Source organism: Paenibacillus sp. FSL H8-0034 (assembly GCF_038000305.1).
Lineage (GTDB): Bacteria > Bacillota > Bacilli > Paenibacillales > NBRC-103111 > Paenibacillus_S.
Genome location: NZ_JBBOBS010000001.1, coordinates 4634292 through 4650770, shown reverse-complemented (window position 1 = coordinate 4650770; position 16479 = coordinate 4634292). Strand labels below are relative to the sequence as shown.

18 protein-coding genes are annotated in these 16479 nt (G+C 45.2%); 10 read left to right on the top strand and 8 right to left on the bottom strand.

From position 1 onward, the window contains the following. Positions 1-77: 77 nt before the first annotated feature. Complete coding sequence (locus NST47_RS20990) at positions 78-713, top strand: cysteine hydrolase family protein (RefSeq protein WP_341156868.1); 636 nt, start codon at positions 78-80, stop codon at positions 711-713. Between the two features lie 91 nt (positions 714-804). Here NST47_RS20990 and NST47_RS20985 read toward each other — a convergent pair whose 3' ends face one another. Together NST47_RS20985 and NST47_RS20980 are read right to left on the bottom strand one after the other, a co-directional pair. Continuing rightward, positions 805-1542 carry an SDR family oxidoreductase gene (locus NST47_RS20985; RefSeq protein ID WP_341156867.1) on the bottom strand — a complete coding sequence of 246 codons (738 nt, stop codon included), beginning with the start codon at positions 1540-1542 and terminating at the stop codon, positions 805-807. A 17-nt stretch (positions 1543-1559) separates the two neighbouring features. Further along, positions 1560-1817, bottom strand: a complete 258-nt coding sequence (locus NST47_RS20980; protein WP_341156866.1) for an Atu4866 domain-containing protein — start codon at positions 1815-1817, stop codon at positions 1560-1562. Positions 1818-2012: 195 nt separating this feature from the next. On the opposite strand from NST47_RS20980, the gene NST47_RS20975 reads away from it, so the two are divergent. The 3 genes from NST47_RS20975 to NST47_RS20965 all read left to right on the top strand — a co-directional run bounded on the left by NST47_RS20975 (position 2013) and on the right by NST47_RS20965 (position 4589). Next, on the top strand, positions 2013-2951 hold the full coding sequence (locus tag NST47_RS20975; RefSeq protein ID WP_341156865.1) for an AraC family transcriptional regulator: 939 nt from the start codon (positions 2013-2015) through the stop codon (positions 2949-2951). A 64-nt stretch (positions 2952-3015) separates the two neighbouring features. Beyond that, complete coding sequence (locus tag NST47_RS20970) at positions 3016-3603, top strand: TetR/AcrR family transcriptional regulator (RefSeq protein ID WP_341156864.1); 588 nt, start codon at positions 3016-3018, stop codon at positions 3601-3603. Between the two features lie 107 nt (positions 3604-3710). Then, entirely contained in the window at positions 3711-4589 is an 879-nt protein-coding gene (locus tag NST47_RS20965; RefSeq protein ID WP_341156863.1) for a haloalkane dehalogenase, read from the top strand. 418 nt (positions 4590-5007) lie between these two features. On the opposite strand, the gene NST47_RS20960 is transcribed toward NST47_RS20965, so the two are convergent. Continuing rightward, positions 5008-5652 (bottom strand): DUF2306 domain-containing protein, encoded by a 645-nt coding sequence (locus NST47_RS20960; RefSeq protein ID WP_341156862.1) that lies wholly within the window; start codon positions 5650-5652, stop codon positions 5008-5010. 107 nt (positions 5653-5759) lie between these two features. Between NST47_RS20960 and NST47_RS20955 the strand changes: the two genes are divergently transcribed. Further along, on the top strand, positions 5760-6353 hold the full coding sequence (locus NST47_RS20955) for a TetR/AcrR family transcriptional regulator (protein ID WP_341156861.1): 594 nt from the start codon (positions 5760-5762) through the stop codon (positions 6351-6353). Here the strand turns inward: NST47_RS20955 and NST47_RS20950 are convergent. From NST47_RS20950 to glsA, 3 genes are all read right to left on the bottom strand, one after another. Next, positions 6320-7393: a DJ-1/PfpI family protein gene (locus tag NST47_RS20950; protein ID WP_341156860.1), complete on the bottom strand. Its 1074-nt coding sequence runs from the start codon at positions 7391-7393 to the stop codon at positions 6320-6322. The two genes, NST47_RS20955 and NST47_RS20950, sit on opposite strands and share 34 nt — an antisense overlap. Positions 7394-7593: 200 nt before the next feature. Further along, positions 7594-8457 (bottom strand): alpha/beta fold hydrolase, encoded by an 864-nt coding sequence (locus NST47_RS20945; RefSeq protein ID WP_341156859.1) that lies wholly within the window; start codon positions 8455-8457, stop codon positions 7594-7596. A 270-nt stretch (positions 8458-8727) separates the two neighbouring features. After that, positions 8728-9672, bottom strand: a complete 945-nt coding sequence (glsA, locus tag NST47_RS20940) for a glutaminase A (RefSeq protein WP_341156858.1) — start codon at positions 9670-9672, stop codon at positions 8728-8730. A 276-nt stretch (positions 9673-9948) separates the two neighbouring features. Between glsA and NST47_RS20935 the strand changes: the two genes are divergently transcribed. From NST47_RS20935 to NST47_RS20915, 5 genes are all read left to right on the top strand, one after another. Then, complete coding sequence (locus NST47_RS20935) at positions 9949-11532, top strand: vWA domain-containing protein (RefSeq protein ID WP_341156857.1); 1584 nt, start codon at positions 9949-9951, stop codon at positions 11530-11532. A gap of 11 nt (positions 11533-11543) precedes the next feature. Beyond that, positions 11544-12125, top strand: a complete 582-nt coding sequence (locus tag NST47_RS20930) for a 5-bromo-4-chloroindolyl phosphate hydrolysis family protein (protein ID WP_341156856.1) — start codon at positions 11544-11546, stop codon at positions 12123-12125. Then, entirely contained in the window at positions 12122-13228 is a 1107-nt protein-coding gene (locus tag NST47_RS20925; RefSeq protein WP_341156855.1) for a hypothetical protein, read from the top strand. Before NST47_RS20930 ends, NST47_RS20925 begins: the two co-directional genes overlap by 4 nt. 185 nt (positions 13229-13413) lie before the next feature. Continuing rightward, positions 13414-13878 carry a hypothetical protein gene (locus NST47_RS20920; protein ID WP_341156854.1) on the top strand — a complete coding sequence of 155 codons (465 nt, stop codon included), beginning with the start codon at positions 13414-13416 and terminating at the stop codon, positions 13876-13878. Further along, positions 13875-14198, top strand: coding sequence for an MmyB family transcriptional regulator (locus tag NST47_RS20915; protein WP_341156853.1), 324 nt, complete (start codon positions 13875-13877; stop codon positions 14196-14198). Before NST47_RS20920 ends, NST47_RS20915 begins: the two co-directional genes overlap by 4 nt. A gap of 148 nt (positions 14199-14346) precedes the next feature. Here NST47_RS20915 and nagA read toward each other — a convergent pair whose 3' ends face one another. Next, positions 14347-15492 (bottom strand): N-acetylglucosamine-6-phosphate deacetylase, encoded by a 1146-nt coding sequence (gene nagA / locus NST47_RS20910; RefSeq protein WP_341156852.1) that lies wholly within the window; start codon positions 15490-15492, stop codon positions 14347-14349. Further along, entirely contained in the window at positions 15482-16276 is a 795-nt protein-coding gene (locus tag NST47_RS20905; protein ID WP_341156851.1) for a DeoR/GlpR family DNA-binding transcription regulator, read from the bottom strand. Before NST47_RS20905 ends, nagA begins: the two co-directional genes overlap by 11 nt. Between the last annotated feature and the right edge of the window lie 203 nt (positions 16277-16479).

Sequence of the window (16479 nt, the reverse complement as noted above, 5' to 3'; positions counted from 1 at the left end):
GGATCTTGATCATTTTTAGTTGACCACATTTTACAAAATGATACTATTAAAGGAATACTTTAAAGGGGTGAATGGTTATGAGTTATACGAGTCCCAATTGGAACACGTCCGTACTGATCACTATTGACACACAAAATGACTTTACCTTGCCCGAAGCTCCGGCCGAAATCAAGGGGACTGCTGCTGTGCTGCCGAACATGAAGAGTGTGCTGCAAGCCTATCGAGCTCAAGGTTTGCCGATTGTGCATGTCATTCGTTTGTATAAGGAAGACGGCTCCAACGTCGATATATGCCGTAAAGAGGCTATCGAAAAAGGTGCCAGGATCGCCGCTCCAAACACGGATGGTGCAGAATTGGTGTCCGAAATCCGTTCGCCACATTATACTTCCCTTGATGCGGACAAGCTGCTGCTAGGTGCCTTTCAGTCCATTGGAGAACAAGAGTGGGTGATGTATAAGTCACGTTGGGGTGCTTTTTATAAAACTGATTTGGAACCGTTCTTACGAGCTCGTGGAATCGATACAATCGTATTTACAGGCTGTAACTTTCCCAACTGCCCAAGAACTTCGATGTACGAAGCAAGCGAACGGGATTTCCGGGTAGTCATGGTTGCGGACTCCATGTCGCAAGTTTATGAGCAAGGTATCCGGGAAATGAGCAGCATTGGTGTGCATGTTTGCGGCTTGGATGCCGTTCTTGCTGCTATACAATAAATGAAAAACATCTTGATGATGAACCGGGGACATCTTGTAATAAGGAATCCACGGTTCTGTCTTTTTGTAAAAAGTTGAGATTAGAGTAGAACTAAGCAAGCCTGACAGTCGGTCGTACAACCAGCTCATTGACATCCACATCATCTGGCTGTTCAATCGCAAACATTATAGTACGGGCGATGGCAGAGGCGGGTATGGAGTTGCGGCGATATACTTTCATCAGCTGACTTGCTTGTTCATCCGTGATGCTGTCGGCAAGCTCCGACTCCGTAACACCAGGCGACACAAGTGTGACCCGGATATCCCCGCCAACTTCTTGCCTCAAGCCATCCGTGATGGCACGGACAGCAAATTTGGTCGCGCAATAGACGGCTGCCGTAGGCGAAACTTCATAAGCCCCGACTGAGGCTATATTGATGAATTGGCCGAATCCTTGCTTTTGCATCACTGGTAGTCCAGCGGCGATACCATGAAGCACACCACGGATATTGACATCAATCATTCGATTCCATTCTTCAATCTTCAAAGCGGCCAGACTGGAAAGCGGCATGACGCCGGCATTGTTGACAACTACATCAAGTCTCCCAAACCGGCTTTGTGCGTAACTGATTATGCTCTCCATCTGCTCAAGCCGGGTCACATCCAGGGACTGATAAGCAATGGAACAGCCTTCTGACTGAAGCTTCGAGGCAAGTGCCTCCAGACGCTCCGTACGTCTTGCACCCATAACGACATGAGCACCTCTGTCCGCCAACAGCTGTGCTGTGGCTTCACCTATTCCACTGCTTGCTCCGGTAATGACGACAACTTTTCCTATTATATTCGACATGCTTATCTCTCCTCTAATTATTGTTCGCGATATAGAATCATACCTGCGTGGTAAAGAATGTCTTCCCGAAAATCCCCATCAGCAGTAAAACCGGTATCGTCAACATAATCGATATGCTCTCCTGTCAAGGTGTAGCGTCCTTGATAAACGCTTTTCTTATTCCCGCGAGCTTCGTCGTACCGTCCGTTAGGAAGGAGTTCGTGCCGAATGAATCCGTTCTGTGTAACCCAAATACCGACATATTTGTGCTGCGCTGCTGGACTTGTTGTATCCATTTTGATTTCTCCTTTGTCTCGGTTTTGTTGGAAGTATGATGCTGACTCATTGGCCTCTCGGCTTATTGAGTGGGGCATGTCATTCATTATGAAATATCAGGCACTTCATACGGTAGCCGATTCGTAGGAGTTTATTGCCTAATCGTCCAAAATATAATAATGTTAAGCTAACTTGTTCATTGGGAGGAAGAGGGTGTGTCTTATGAATTCACTTTGGATAATGAGAAGCTTATTAAGCAGCAGGAAGAATTGGCATCGATCATTGAACGGTACACCGGAAAGAATGGAACTCACTCTACAGCAATCGCTTCATTAAAATTCATCCGAGCAACGGGAAAATCGGAACCGCAGTATACGATTTATGAGCCAGCCCTATGTATCGTAGCCCAAGGAACGAAGTTGGTTATGCTCGCAGAGAAAAGTTTCCAATATGATCCGGCCACCTACCTCGTAGCATCCGTACAATTGCCCATTACTGGGCAGATCATCCAGGCAACGCCACAATCACCTTACCTCAGCCTGCAGCTGAATTTCAGCGCCGATCAGATTCTTGATATCATCAAGGAATCCGAAGTGACCAGGGGGCAAAAGGGAGAGGCGGCGCGCGGCCTGCTGGTAAGCAGAACAAGTACATCACTGCTCGACGCCGTATTAAGACTGGTTCGCCTTCTCGATGAACCACAGGACATTCCTGTTCTTGCGCCATTGATCATTCGTGAAATTCTGTACCGGGTTCTGCAGGATGAACAGGGGAGTTCCGTTCTACAGTTCGCTGTTGCCGGCAGTCACGCCCAGCGCATCGCAAAAGTAATAGAGCTAATTAATCGTGATTTCAACAAACCTTTGCGGATTGATTATTTAGCGATGACCGCAAATATGAGTCCTTCATCACTCCATCACCATTTCAAAGAAGTGTCGGCCATGAGTCCTTTGCAATACCAAAAGCAAATCAGACTGCAGGAAGCCCGTCGACTGCTGCTGTCAGAGACATCGGAAGCTGCGGATGCCGGGTTCCGTGTCGGTTATGAGAGTCCGTCCCAGTTCAGCAGGGAATATGCTCGGATGTTCGGTCTGCCCCCGGTCAGCGACATCAAGCGTCTTCGCGATTCATTAAATGCTGCAGCAGAAGCTTGACATAGTACCAAAAATCGAATACATTAATCATGTAAGTAAGCACATGCATTAAAGGAGTAAGCAGATGAGCGGCAATCAAAGTACAAGTGATAAGATTCTGTTAGCAACAATCGATCTCATGGCAGAAAAGGGATATGACGGTACGACAACCAAGGAAATAGCAGCTGCTGCAGGGGTGAACGAAGTCACGTTATTTCGCCACTTCAGAACGAAAGTGAATTTGCTTGAATCCGCATTTCATCGTTATCATTATGCTGAGGAGATGACGATACTTTTTAATGAAAGCCTAACAGGGGAGCTGTATTCGGACCTTCTTATGATCAGTCGTACCTATCATAAGATCATGAATCGGAATAAAAAAATAATTTTTATTGCTCTAAAAGGAAGCAGCAATCTCCCTGAAGAGGCTCTTCAGGAGGCTTCACGTAATCCTAAGCTTCTGAAAAAACTTTTAACAAAATATTTAACCGACTTATCGGAACAAGGTAAGGTCCTCACGTCGAAACCTGAATTGCAGGCGCTATCATTCATGTGGATGAATTATGGTGCTTTCGTTAGTAACCTGGATGCAAAAGAGGCGATCTCAGAAGAATCGTTGGAGGCATTTATCGAGGAAAGCGTACGATTATTCGCTAGGGCATTAACCCCCTAGCTTTTTTATAAAATATAATGTAAGTATGCACTTGCTATCAACAGGAAATATTTTTCAGGCGATTTACAGTGGAGTGAAAGACGAAATGATGAAGGGTGAGATGTTGTATGATTAACGAATTATTTTCATACGAAAAAAAGCGTCAACAGGTTTTGGGTCTGGAGATGGCGTACGTGGAGGTAGGAAACGGCGATCCGATCATTTTCCTGCATGGCAATCCAGCGTCCTCCTATCTATGGCGCAACATTATTCCTTATGCGCAGGAATATGGCCGCTGCATTGCGCCCGATCTAATCGGTATGGGGGACTCCGATAAAATTCCTGATAGCGGCCCCGACTCCTACACATTTGTCGAGAATCGTCGTTATCTCGATACGCTTCTGGAGCAGCTCGGTGTTACGGAGAATGTTATCTTTGTGGTGCACGATTGGGGTTCGGCCCTGGGCTTTGATTGGGCGTACCGCCATCATGGTGCTGTAAAAGGCATAGTATATATGGAGGCCATTATCAAACCCCGCAGCTGGAGCGAGATACCGGAGACCGGTCGCAAGATTTTTCAGGCGCTGCGGTCCCCTGCGGGCGAACAGATGGTGTTGGAACAAAACTCCTTCATCGAGGTCAATCTTCCGATCAATATTTTGCGTAAGTTGACGGAGGTAGAGCTTGAGCAATACCGACGCCCATTTGTGGAGCCTGGCGAAGCGCGTCGTCCTACCTTATCCTGGGCACGACAACTTCCATTTGATGGGGAGCCGGAGAATGTGACTGAAATTGTCACTACTTACGGAGAATGGCTGGCACAAAGCCCTGTTCCTAAATTATTCATTAATAGTGATCCAGGCACGATGCCGCAATCGCACTTGGATTTCTGCCGTACCTGGCCTGCACAGAACGAAGTCACGGTGCGGGGACGCCACTATCCTATGGAGGACGAACCGGATGAGGTGGGTTCAGCCCTTGCTGCTTGGTTAAAGGGTCTGGTTTAGCAATTGACTCTGACGGGTTTTCGGAATTTCAACAAAGGTTGATGGTTCCACTTGACGAAATAACGCTGCATCTTCGAGTAGCGTTGAAGCGTTATGAAGACGTACAAAAGACTGACTTATAGAATGATAGACACAAATCGAAGAGGTACAATAGAGCAAAATAACCGCGAACACAGAACATATGTTCTGCGTTCGCGGTTATTTTAGTAAAACGTCATAAGGATCGTTGTTATGTATTAAATATTAGTAATTTTATGGTAATTATCCGTTGAAATCTCTGTACTTATGGGCCCAATTGGACCCTAACTGCCAATTATATAGATAAGTACGGCTAAGTTGATTATGTTATCTCATAATGAAACATCGAACATATGTTCTTTTTTTGTGTAAATCAGTTTGGCAATGATCGTCTGTACGGTTAATTCAATTTTGGTTCTGTAGGAGTTGAGCTATGGAACTTTATATTTATGATTTCAGCAATGATCGGAAGCAGCAGCAGCGAGCCATACACACCCATTGTATAGCTGATTACAAACCCAATCCCTATACCGTCATGAAGTACATAAGTGATCGTATGTATGAACAGATTCGTAAAACAAAAAGCATAGCTGCGCGTCATCCACTTGCGATGAGCCTTGACTTGTTTTTTTCTAATTTTCATAATCGCAATAACGGTCATGATTGGCCAAACAATATTCAACAAATTGAACGCTATGCTGACAGCTTTTCCTCCAGTGGCATAGGGAGCCATATAACCGGATGTGACGTCTACAATAATAACAGCGGCTAGATACACATAACCATTCATTTTATGAAGCTTGCGGTGTTTCATTAAAATCGTCTGGGAGAAATTAAGGGCTCCCGATACCATGGCCAGGCAAGCACACAGGACATGGACATACATCACATTTAACCAAACGGGGGTATTGAATTTCATGGTCAGTTTGTGATCCAGGAAACTAGCAGCTTGTGGATCATATATAAAATTCATATAAATCACGTAGACAATAAAACAAATGATAATGGCGAGCATGATAAAATAATAGCTCCTTGGTTTTAACATTATTCTCCCTATTCCCCTCATTATTTGGCCTTATCGTGCCTAATTGTGCTATGATTTACAGAAAACAAGTCATACGGAATCTATCGATTCTCGAAAGGATATTGGCTATGCGTAAAGGTGATAAAACAAAGCTGCATATTATTATGAAATCGGCGGAGCTGTTCAACCAGAAAGGATATGCGGCAACGACCATGCAGGATATTATGGATGCGACCCAATTGACCAAAGGCGGCATATACCGCAACTTTTCCAGCAAAGAAGATATTGCTATGGAAGCATTCAAATATGCTGGAGAAGTTCTCTGGGAACATTTTTCCCGGGCGATACAGAATTGCCACACTTCGACCGATGCCATACTGGCGATGTGCGATGTGTACAGCGATACGGTGCATAATCCACCCCTTCAAGGAGGCTGTCCTTTTCTGAATACAGCTGTTGAGAGTGATCATTCCTTTCCGGTACTGCGTGATCAAGCCATGGATGCTTACCGACAAATGCTGGCATTTATCCAGGGGCTGCTTGAGCAGGGTACCGTTACCGGGGAGTTCAGTGCTGATATGGATACGGAGTCGGCGGCCTCCTTTATTTTTTCGTCTATTGAAGGGGCAATTATGTCAAGCAGGCTTACGCTCGATAATAAACATGTCCGCTATGCAAGGAATCAAATTCAACGTTGGTTATTGACATTCAAACCTGCGTAAGGTTGTTTGGCTCTGCGTTCGTTCTCCAGTCGTTCACCTGTCACCTTCGAAGCAGGCAGCATACCGGCTTTTGCCGTTCCCATCATTTGGTTGCCGTGAACGTGAACTTGGAACCTTAAATTCAATCGCATGGGCTTCGTTACCCGCAGCAGCCAAGAAAGCTGGTTGTCTTGTATAACGGGCTCCATGAAGTCTACGACTTCACCGGCCTGTTCAGCAATGCCGCGTACCTGTCCATTAACTTTGCTAATGATGAGGGTTGCCTGCATTTTGCCGATTGGTGTTGCAATAACTACAGACCATACACCCTCGAAGTTAGGCTCGTCCCCGTCAGTCGCTTCTTCAAGACGGGATATTTGCGGGGATAGGTCCGACTCGGGGCTGGAAGGCGACACTTCCGCTATAGGAGCGAGTCCGCGAGCTTGCCATACCGTTCCTCGCCTTTCATATTCAAACAGTTGCTCCACCGCATGAGCCATTCTCGGCCCCAATTCACGCTCAATCAGGTACAGGGCTGTGTCCAGCCCAGAAGTTACGCCTCCGCCTGTAACCAAGTCGCCGTCATCCACTACCCGAGCTTTCACAGGAATAGCTCCAGTCGCACTAAGAGCATCCATTCCCTGATGATGGGTAACAGCATGTCGGCCTTCCAGCATCCCGCTCATCGCAAGTAAGAGTGAACCCCCACAGACGGTTGCAATCGTGATTCCGGGTTTGCCAAAAGCTTCTCTTACAAGAGTAGTCAATTGGGTTTCTGAAGCTCTCTGAAGTAACGAGACAACGGAGTCAGGTCCATCGCCGACCATGCTTCCAGAAGCCCCGGGCACGAGAATGATGCTGGATTTACCTGAATCTATCATACCACTTGTTGCGATTTGCAGCCCATTTGTACCGCTTGATACGTTTCTGATGCCTTCTGCAGATACGAGTTGAACAGTTATCGCACCTCCCGACAACATCTCGGCTGCTGTAAACACTTCGTAGGGAGCCAGAGCATCCAATAAATCGAATCCATCGAATAAGACAATTTGTACATGCATAAAGACCATCCTCCTTGGCACAAAATAAAACCGAACCGTCCGGTCTCTTTTTAATGATAAGCGAAGCCGACTTGCTTTTCAAACCCTTTCTTATGATCTTTTTGTGAATACATTGTGTAACCCCCCAATTCCTTTGCATACACGATAGATTTTGCCGCGGAAGAGCTGGTCAATCAACCGATGGCCGAATCATTCACTGTTCACGGCCAAGCATATAGGCGACCAAAAAAGCGCTTGATAAGCTCGGAAACAGGCCGGCTTTGTTCCTCTAGCACAAAATGCCCACCACATAGTAGATAGGTTTCGATATTTTTCAATTCTTTGCTAAAGGCGAAGGCCCCCTCCAACGTAAAGATAAAATCGTTTTTACCCCACGTTACAAGTGTCGGAGGCTGATAGGTCCGCAAATATTGCTGCCATAAAGGGTATTGCTCCACGTTGTGTCTATAATCGTAGCCTAGCTCGAGCTGAATTTGGCTATTTCCAGGACGGTCCAGAAAAAACTGGTCCATCGAATACCCATCAGGGCTAATCAGATAAGATTGGCATGCTCCTGTCATATACTGCTTCTTTGTAAAATCAAACGTTACAAGCTCGGAAAATGCCGCTTCGGTTGCCGGGTTGCGGTTCGCCCACAGAGCTTTAAAGAGATCGAACGGTTTCCCCAGCCCTTCCTCATGGGCCACGGCATTTTGAATAACAAAACCAAGAATGCGGTGCGGATTGCGTATGGCCAGCCTAAATCCGATCGGTCCCCCATAATCATGGACATACAATATATAGCGGGAAATATGGAGCTTGGCGATGAGTTTTTCGATCACCATGGAGAGCTGCTCGAAGGTATATGGATATTCTTTTGCTTGAGGCATACTGCTGTTTCCATATCCGGGGTAATCAGGAGCGATGACATGAAATCGATCTGCCAGCAGAGGAATCAAATCCCTGAACATATGGGAGGAGCTGGGAAATCCATGAAGCAGGATAATGGTCGGATGGCTTGGAGCCCCGGCCTCACGAAAAAACAGAGTCAACCCCTCGATATTCACTTTTTTATACAGCACCATCACTCCAACTCCTTTTCCCAAAACACGTATATCAAGCCATTACAAAACTATGTGAAAAAGATCCATTTGAGTACCGTCCAATAATTGGACTTGAGTAGCACATTCAGAAATGGTAATAAACCAGTCGGGCGGAACGCTCACATCAGACGTTACGACGTTTACGGCTCTCCATAGTCCTGCAGTTTCCTGCAAAATAAAAAACGGTTTGCCTCTTATGGGAGGTTAGCCGTTTTTGTTTTGTACGCTCATATTCGGATTCGGGGTCAATCGTTAAAAGATGCTCCAATCAAAAGCGGTAGAGAGAGTTTCCAGCAGATGGACTCCAGCGGTGCTGTTGCCTTTGGTGTTCAAGGCAGGGCCTACCACACCAATACCGTATTGGCCTGGCACTAACGCAAGAATGCCACCGGACACCCCACTTTTCGCCGGTAATCCTGAACGGATTGCAAAAGCACCGGACTCGTTGTACATCCCGCAAGTCAGCATGAACGTTTTGGCAATTTGCACGTAACGACGGGGAACCAGCTTCCGTCCCGTCATCGGATCAGTGCCGTCGAAGGCTAATACGAGTGCCATTCTGGCCAGGTGCGAGCAGGAAACTTCTATCGAGCAATGCTTGAAGTAAACCTCCAATACCTCTTCAACATCGACCTCATCTCCAAGAACACGGTTGGCTTTAAGGAAGTAGGCTAGGGAACGATTGCGATGTGCCGTATTCGTTTCTGAACGATACACGGCTTCATTAAAGGTTAGTGTCGGATCTCCAGTCAATTCGTGGAAAAAGGAAAGAATGCGGTTCGTCTTCTCGGCTGGAGTTGATCCGGCTATAAGTGAGGACACAGTAATAGCTCCTGCGTTAATTAAAGGATTAAAAGGAATGCCTGGATCGACGAGCTCCAACTTCAGCATCGAATTGAAATTGTCACCGGTAGGCTCCATGCCTACTTTGGAGAATACGCCAGCTTCCCCTTGATCCATTAACGCCAGCAGCAGTGTAAAAACTTTGGATATGCTCTGCAGGGTGAACCGCATATCGTAGTCCCCGGCGGTGATAATACGTGTTTGATCGTCAATAATCGTGAAGCCAAGCGCTTCCCGTGGAGCATTAGCCAACTCTGGTATATAGGCAGCTACGTTCCCTGAGCAGGCTTGTTTGCGGCTTTCTTCAAGCCATATCGGCACTTGCTTCTCTAGTTGTTCCCAAACGGAAGTCATGCTCCGTTCCTCCTTCAATTCTGGTCAGATCCTGTTCGACAAAAGCAGCCGTCATTCTTACATTAAAACATACATTTTGAAAAAGAGGAAACATAAAAAAGGCTGAGGGGACCCTGATTTTCATACACTTGTGGCTGCGTTTTCCAACAAGTATTTATTTTCTCCGAATATCTAACAATGCGTTAACAATAATCGTTATTTCCCATAATCATGTTAATTTATTATGAAGGTATTCGGATAAAATGTCATGCTTATCATACAGGGAGGGCGCGCCAAATGTGTAAAAATCAAAGGTTTGTTTTATTATCGCTGATGCTGATTATTGTGACTTCACTAGTTGCTGCAGGCTGTCAAGTCTTGCAATCTCCCAGCAAGCCCAAGCTCCGTATCCTTTCTAGCTCGGAGAACAAGGCACTGATACCGCTGATTGACAAATTTACGGACACACAAGGTTTCGATGTTGAGTTTGTATTTAAAGGATCGGTGGACAGCATGTCTGAGCTTTCCGGCCACTATGCCGATTATGATGCGGTATGGCTGGCGAATTCCCAATGGATTTCCATGGGAGATACGAACCAGCGGGTGAAAGAACAAAAGTCGATAATGACCTCGCCAGTCGTATGGGGCATCCGTAAAAGCGTAGCGGAGAAGCTGGGGTTTGTCGGTCGTGATGTAACCGTGCAGCAGCTGGCAGAGGCGGTGCAGCAGAAGAAGCTGCAATTTGCGATGACATCGGCTTCGCAGTCTAATTCAGGGGCATCCGCCTATATCGGATTTCTGTATGCGATGCTAGACAATCCATCTACCCTGACTATCCAGGATCTGCAAAAACCAGAGCTAGCGGTAAAAATGAAAAGCTTGCTAAATGGGGTGAACCGTTCGAGCGGCAGCTCAGAATGGCTGAAGGACCTGTTTCTCAAAGCGGATTTTGATGCAATGGTCAATTACGAAGCCGTGTTGATCGAGGCGAATAAAAGTCTGATTGCCGCTAATAAAGAACCCTTATATCTGATCTATCCAACTAATGGGCTGACGGTAGCGGACTATTCACTGGGTTATATTAACAACGGAAAGACAGAGGCGGAGGAACGGTTTAAGTCACTGCAGGGCTATCTGTTGTCAGCCGGAACCCAAAAGGAAATTCTGTCATTAGGCAGAAGAACAGGCTTCGGTGGTGTTGTTGCTGGGGTAGACAAAGCAGTGTTTAACCCGGATTGGGGTATCGATATGAGCAAGACTTTATCTCCGATCCCATTCCCGGAGCCCGAGGTGATTCGCGAAGCATTAAATAGGTATCAAACCCTGTTTAAAAAGCCTTCATATACCGTCTTTTGCATCGACTATTCCGGCAGCATGTCTACGAATGGTGGCGAACGGGGAGTGAAGGAAGCGATGGGGCTACTGCTGAATCAAGAAAAAGCAAAGCAGGTGCTCCTGCAATCCTCTGCTGAGGATACCATCGTAGTCATGCCTTTTAATTCGGACCTTATAGATAAATGGAGTGCTGTAGGTCCCGGACAATTCCCGGCTTTATTGGATAAAATACAGAAGCTTGGTGCAAGCGGGGGAACGAATATTTATGACCCGTCCATCGCAGCGCTGAATTTGCTGGGCAAGGTGGATACGGACAAATATGTTGTTTCTGTCGTGCTTATGACGGACGGGATGTCTAGTGGTCGAATTAACGATTTTCAGCATGCATACACAACGCTTGGAAAGGACATTCCTGTATTCTCGATTACGTTTGGGGATGCCGATGAAAAGCAGCTGCGGGCTATCTCTAATTTGACACATGCCGACGTTTTCCCAAGCGGCGGTGATCTGACAGGGGCGTTTAAGAAAGTGAGGGGATACAATTGATCTCACGCTTAATGGCTCTGCCGCAATTTACGCTGTTATTATCACTTACGTTGTGCTCCGGGGCTTTTGTGTTTTTCATGTTCGTATTAGATCTCAGTATACCTTTATCGCTGGTGCTGGATGCGATTCTGTACGTGGGCCTGCATTTGACGCTCACAGCCGCGGACCCGGCAGCCAAGGAAACCAAATTACTGCTTCGAGCTGCCAAGGTAAAGCTGGAGCTGCTGCGAAGTGCTTCCTATCATATTTCCAATCCACGAATTCAAAATGATGTGAATGAAATTGTTGGAGCCAGTATGCAAATCATGCTGCTCATTCAGAAGAAATCAGCCGATCTACCTGCATCGAAGCAGCTGCTGACCTTCTACCTGGATAATACCTTGGAAATGGTGAACCGCTATGTTTCGCTTTCCTCCAAAAGCTACCTCAATGCTTCCAGTAATGCGGTATTGCGTAAGATCGAAGAGGTGCTAGAGGGCGTCAAGGTTAATTTTATCGCACAATACAACAAGCTGCTGATCAATGACCTGTCCGATCTGGCAATCAAAATGGATGTAGTCAGCCAAATGCTGGAATGGGAGGATGTACAATGAGAAAAGCACAGGTTATCGGTATCAGTCTCGTTTTACTGGTTATCATCATTAGCGTTCTGGTCAAAACGGTATGGAAACCCGACCCTAACTACGGTAATGTAAACCCACCCATGAGCACTTCTATAGTCCTCAAGGGACTGATCGGCAGCGAGAAGGAGGCTTTGTTTGGAGATCCTGATTTTCAAAAGCTGGCGAAAACCAAATATGGAATCACCCTGGATACTTTCAAGTCGGGATCATTGGAAATGACGGATGCGCAGAAATTGAAAGATTATGATTTTGTTTTTCCAGCCAGCCAAACCGTCGTGGAGAAGCTCAAAAGTCTTACTAAAATAAATGGCACCGAAGAGATATTTCGTACACCACTTGTCTACTATAGCTGGGAGCGGGTGGTGCGTCCACTTCAGCAGCTGGGGATCGTCCAGCAGCAACCCGATCATTCCCTGACTCTGGATAACAAACAGCTGCTGCAGCTCGTTATGGACGATAAAAAATGGTCGGATATCGGATTAACAGAGCTTTATGGTCCTATTGTGGTTGATACTTCCGATCCGAAAAAATCCAACTCTGGCAACTCCTATGCCGCGATTGCCGCCGATGCCTTGAGTGATGGTCATGTAATCACACAAGCTTCGATTCCTGGAGTACAGAATGCAATTCAAACTATTTTTGCCAAATCGGGATTCAAAAAATCTTCGACTACCGAGCTGTTCGAGGAATATCTGAAAACAGGAGCAGGCAGCCATAAAATTATTGTCGGCTACGAAAGTGATGTCCTTTATTTTGCCAAGCAAAATCCCGAGGTTTGGAAGCAGCTCCAGCAAAGCGCCATGCCAAGAATGCTGTATCCCGCTCCAACTTTGTGGTCCGTTCATACCATTGTGCCTTTGAATGAGAAGGCGAGGGTACTGATATCTTTTCTAAAGGATACCGAAGTGCAAAAGCTGGCATGGGAGAGGTATGGATTTCGTACGGGTGTCGTTGGTAATTCAACGGATATATCAGTGTTTGCTGTGGAGGGTCTAAGTGCCTCGATTGATAGGGTGATGCAGCTTCCCGATTATGAAACGATGGAAAAACTGTTAGAAGCTTTTAATTATTAAAAGCATAATAAGCCATTTCGAGATCTTCCTTAATTAAATTTGAAGATACTGCTTTTAACGTATATAATTAACCATGAATCTTTGGACAGAGCCACAGCTGACATGCGCCAAACCTATTTTAGATGCTGCGATTTAAATACTGTTGCCATAGAAAAATTGTAGTATGGGGAGAAGGAACTTAGATCATGCAAGAGGTAAAGGCAATCGACAATAAAATAGTCAGTTTAGGCGATGTTACCGCAGATAAAGTAAATGGCGGCATCCTATTAGATGTTACAACTACAGTTGTGAATGTGTATAAACGTAGAACTAAGAGTGACTTCCTGTATGGCATCACAAATACTTTGGTAGAGATCAACATAAGCAAGGATGCTGAGTCAATTTCCACGATGTCACAAGCTGAAGCGGTAGACTATATAAGGAATCAATGGTGGAACACTTATGAATATGCGGCAGTAAAGGGTTATTATCCTGACAAATTTAGGGTTGAAATGAAGAATCCAGTAACCGAGAGACCAGCATATCATGTCTTAGAAGAAGTATTGAAGGAGTTTGGATTACCGGAAGATTCTATTGTAGAAGAAGTCTCTCTCTATAATGGTAAAGGAAAAGGAAAAGGAAACGACAACAAAAGTGGATTTGGTAAATGAGAAACTGCGCCCAGCGTGGTTTTTTTTTATTTAGGGAGAAAGCCCACAAAAAGGATAAGAGGCTAAAAACTGGCAAACACAAACTCGGTTTGAAGCGAACAGTGCTTGCTCTTGAACCTAATCCTGCTTTTATACTGGGGAGAAGTTGGGATTTGTTGATGTGGAACAAAGCGGCGGAGGTAGTGTTCAGACTGCCGGCATTCTCTAAGGGGATACAGCAGCGGCCCAATTGGTTAAGACGATTTTTGACTGATCCATCGCTTCAAATGAACAACAAACAAGATCTTAAGGAAAGTTGTTACTTACAGGGCAAAGCGTAGAAAGCTTTGTTATGACATCGTGGCTTTAACGGGAAAGGATAGCTCCAAACAACTAGGACGAGGCTGTCGGTATGATTCGGCAGTCCTCGTATTCAGGGATGTGGGCATTATGGAGGAAGATATTCCAGCTCAGTATTCTACCCCAACATTAGACGATATAACCCTTAATCATTGTCCATTGAACTTGGAATTGTTCATCTAACAAAATAAGATCAGCATCAAACCCCATGGAGATACTACCTATAGTATCAAGGCCAAGTATTCGTGCAGGTGATCTTGATGCCATTGTAACCGCGTCTTTTAAAGGAATGCCGGTTTCTACGGTTAGACGCAGTGCCTCATTCATCGTAACCGTACTGGAGGCTAAAGTTCCATCCTCCAGGCGTGCTACGCCTTTGGAAACCGTAACATGATGGCCACCGAACATATAGTTACCATCACCTAGTCCCATGGCTTGCAAAGCATCAGTGATAAGTACCATGCCATCCGGCCCTTTCAGACGATGCATCATTCGAACGATCGCAGGATGCAAATGAATGCCATCTACAATCGCTTGGAGACTTACATGTTCTTCTTCAAAAGCGGCTACTACCAGACCGGGATCCCGATGATGAATCGGACGCATGCCGTTGAAACAATGCGTAACATGACTCGCTCCTGCTTCAAAGGCTTGCTTGGCCTCCTCGTATGTGGCATCCGAATGCGCGACGGCGATAACTACGCCCATTTCCTTCAGAAAGGAGATGAGTTCCATCCCGCCAGGCAATTCGGGGGCTATTGTAACCATCTTAATTAGTCCATCTGCTTCGTTAAAAATTTCTTTCATTTCTGCAAGATTCGGATGTCGTAAAAATCGTTCGTTTTGCATACCTTTACGCTTCGGATTCAGGTAAGGACCCTCTAGATGAAGCCCTGCAATTTTGGCCCCGACTTCATGTCCTATGACACGTTTCACACTACGAATCATAGTTAATAATTGTTCAATAGTCGAGCTGACGGAAGTGACCAGGAACGAGGTGCAGCCTGTTTGTGCACATGCCCGAGACACCTCTTGAATACTCGTCTCACTTCCGTCCATCATATCAAACCCGTTGGCACCGTGAATATGAACATCGATCATACCTGGTATTAATAAATGTCCTTGACCATCCATAAGTTCATATTCGCCCTTAGGAAGAGAAGACAGACCACTTTCTAGCTTTTCAATAATTCCGTCACGTATCCAAAGTACGGCAGATAAACGAGAGTTATCTTCTTGAATCACGTTTACATTGTGTAAAATTTTAAGACTCATCTCTGTAATCCTCCTCGAATTTGTCTTTCTCCGCACATTGAATAATCGTTATATTTTTATTATGAAGTACTTCTCTTATTTCAATAGGTACCTCTTGATCGGTAATCAAAATGTCTACAAAGTCAAAATCTAAACGATAAACCGACTTACTTGTAAACTTCGTGAAATCTGCGACAACAATTACCTGATCCGATCTGCGGGCCATCTCTTTTTTAACAGAAACATCATCTTCGTAAGGAAAGTAAAGCCCATCGGCTCGTATAGCTGTAGCTCCGATAAATGCCTTATCAGCTCTTAATTCTCTTAGCTTATCGATGACGGAGGGGCCGAATAATAACCGATTTTTGGCATGTAAATAGCCGCCGAGCACATAAACTTGCAGATCTTCCCGACCTGCCAGAATCCCTACAATATCAATGGAATGTGTGATAGCCGTAATATGTTTAGCTGTAATTTGCTCTGCTACAGACTGTACCGTAGTTGATACGTCTAAAATGACTGTTTCCCGATCTTGAACCAGTTTAGCTGCTAACTTCCCAATGGTTCTTTTACTGTCTGTTTCGTCAATTAAACGTTCCTGATATGTGGCTATTTCCTTCTGCAATTGAGGCAGAGCGACACCTCCATGTGTACGGATAACAACTCCTTCTTGTACTAATTTAACAATATCTCTTCGGGCTGTATCTCTAGATACATCTAAAAGAGAGCAGATATCCATAACACTCATCGCGTGATGTATATTAATATAATCGAGTATTTTCAGTAACCGTTCTTCTTGATACATCAATCTCACCTCTTGTAAGTAACTTTACTCTATAATATAAGTATATTAAAGTAATATTTAAGTATATACAAGTAATACGGCGAATTTTTAATTTCAATTGATCGATATATGCTTACAAACACAAAGTTGGTTAAGAGAATTAAAGAGGCGACAAAAGAGGAGATCTTACTTGAGGGGCATAGAAGTAGTGCTTATGAAATATT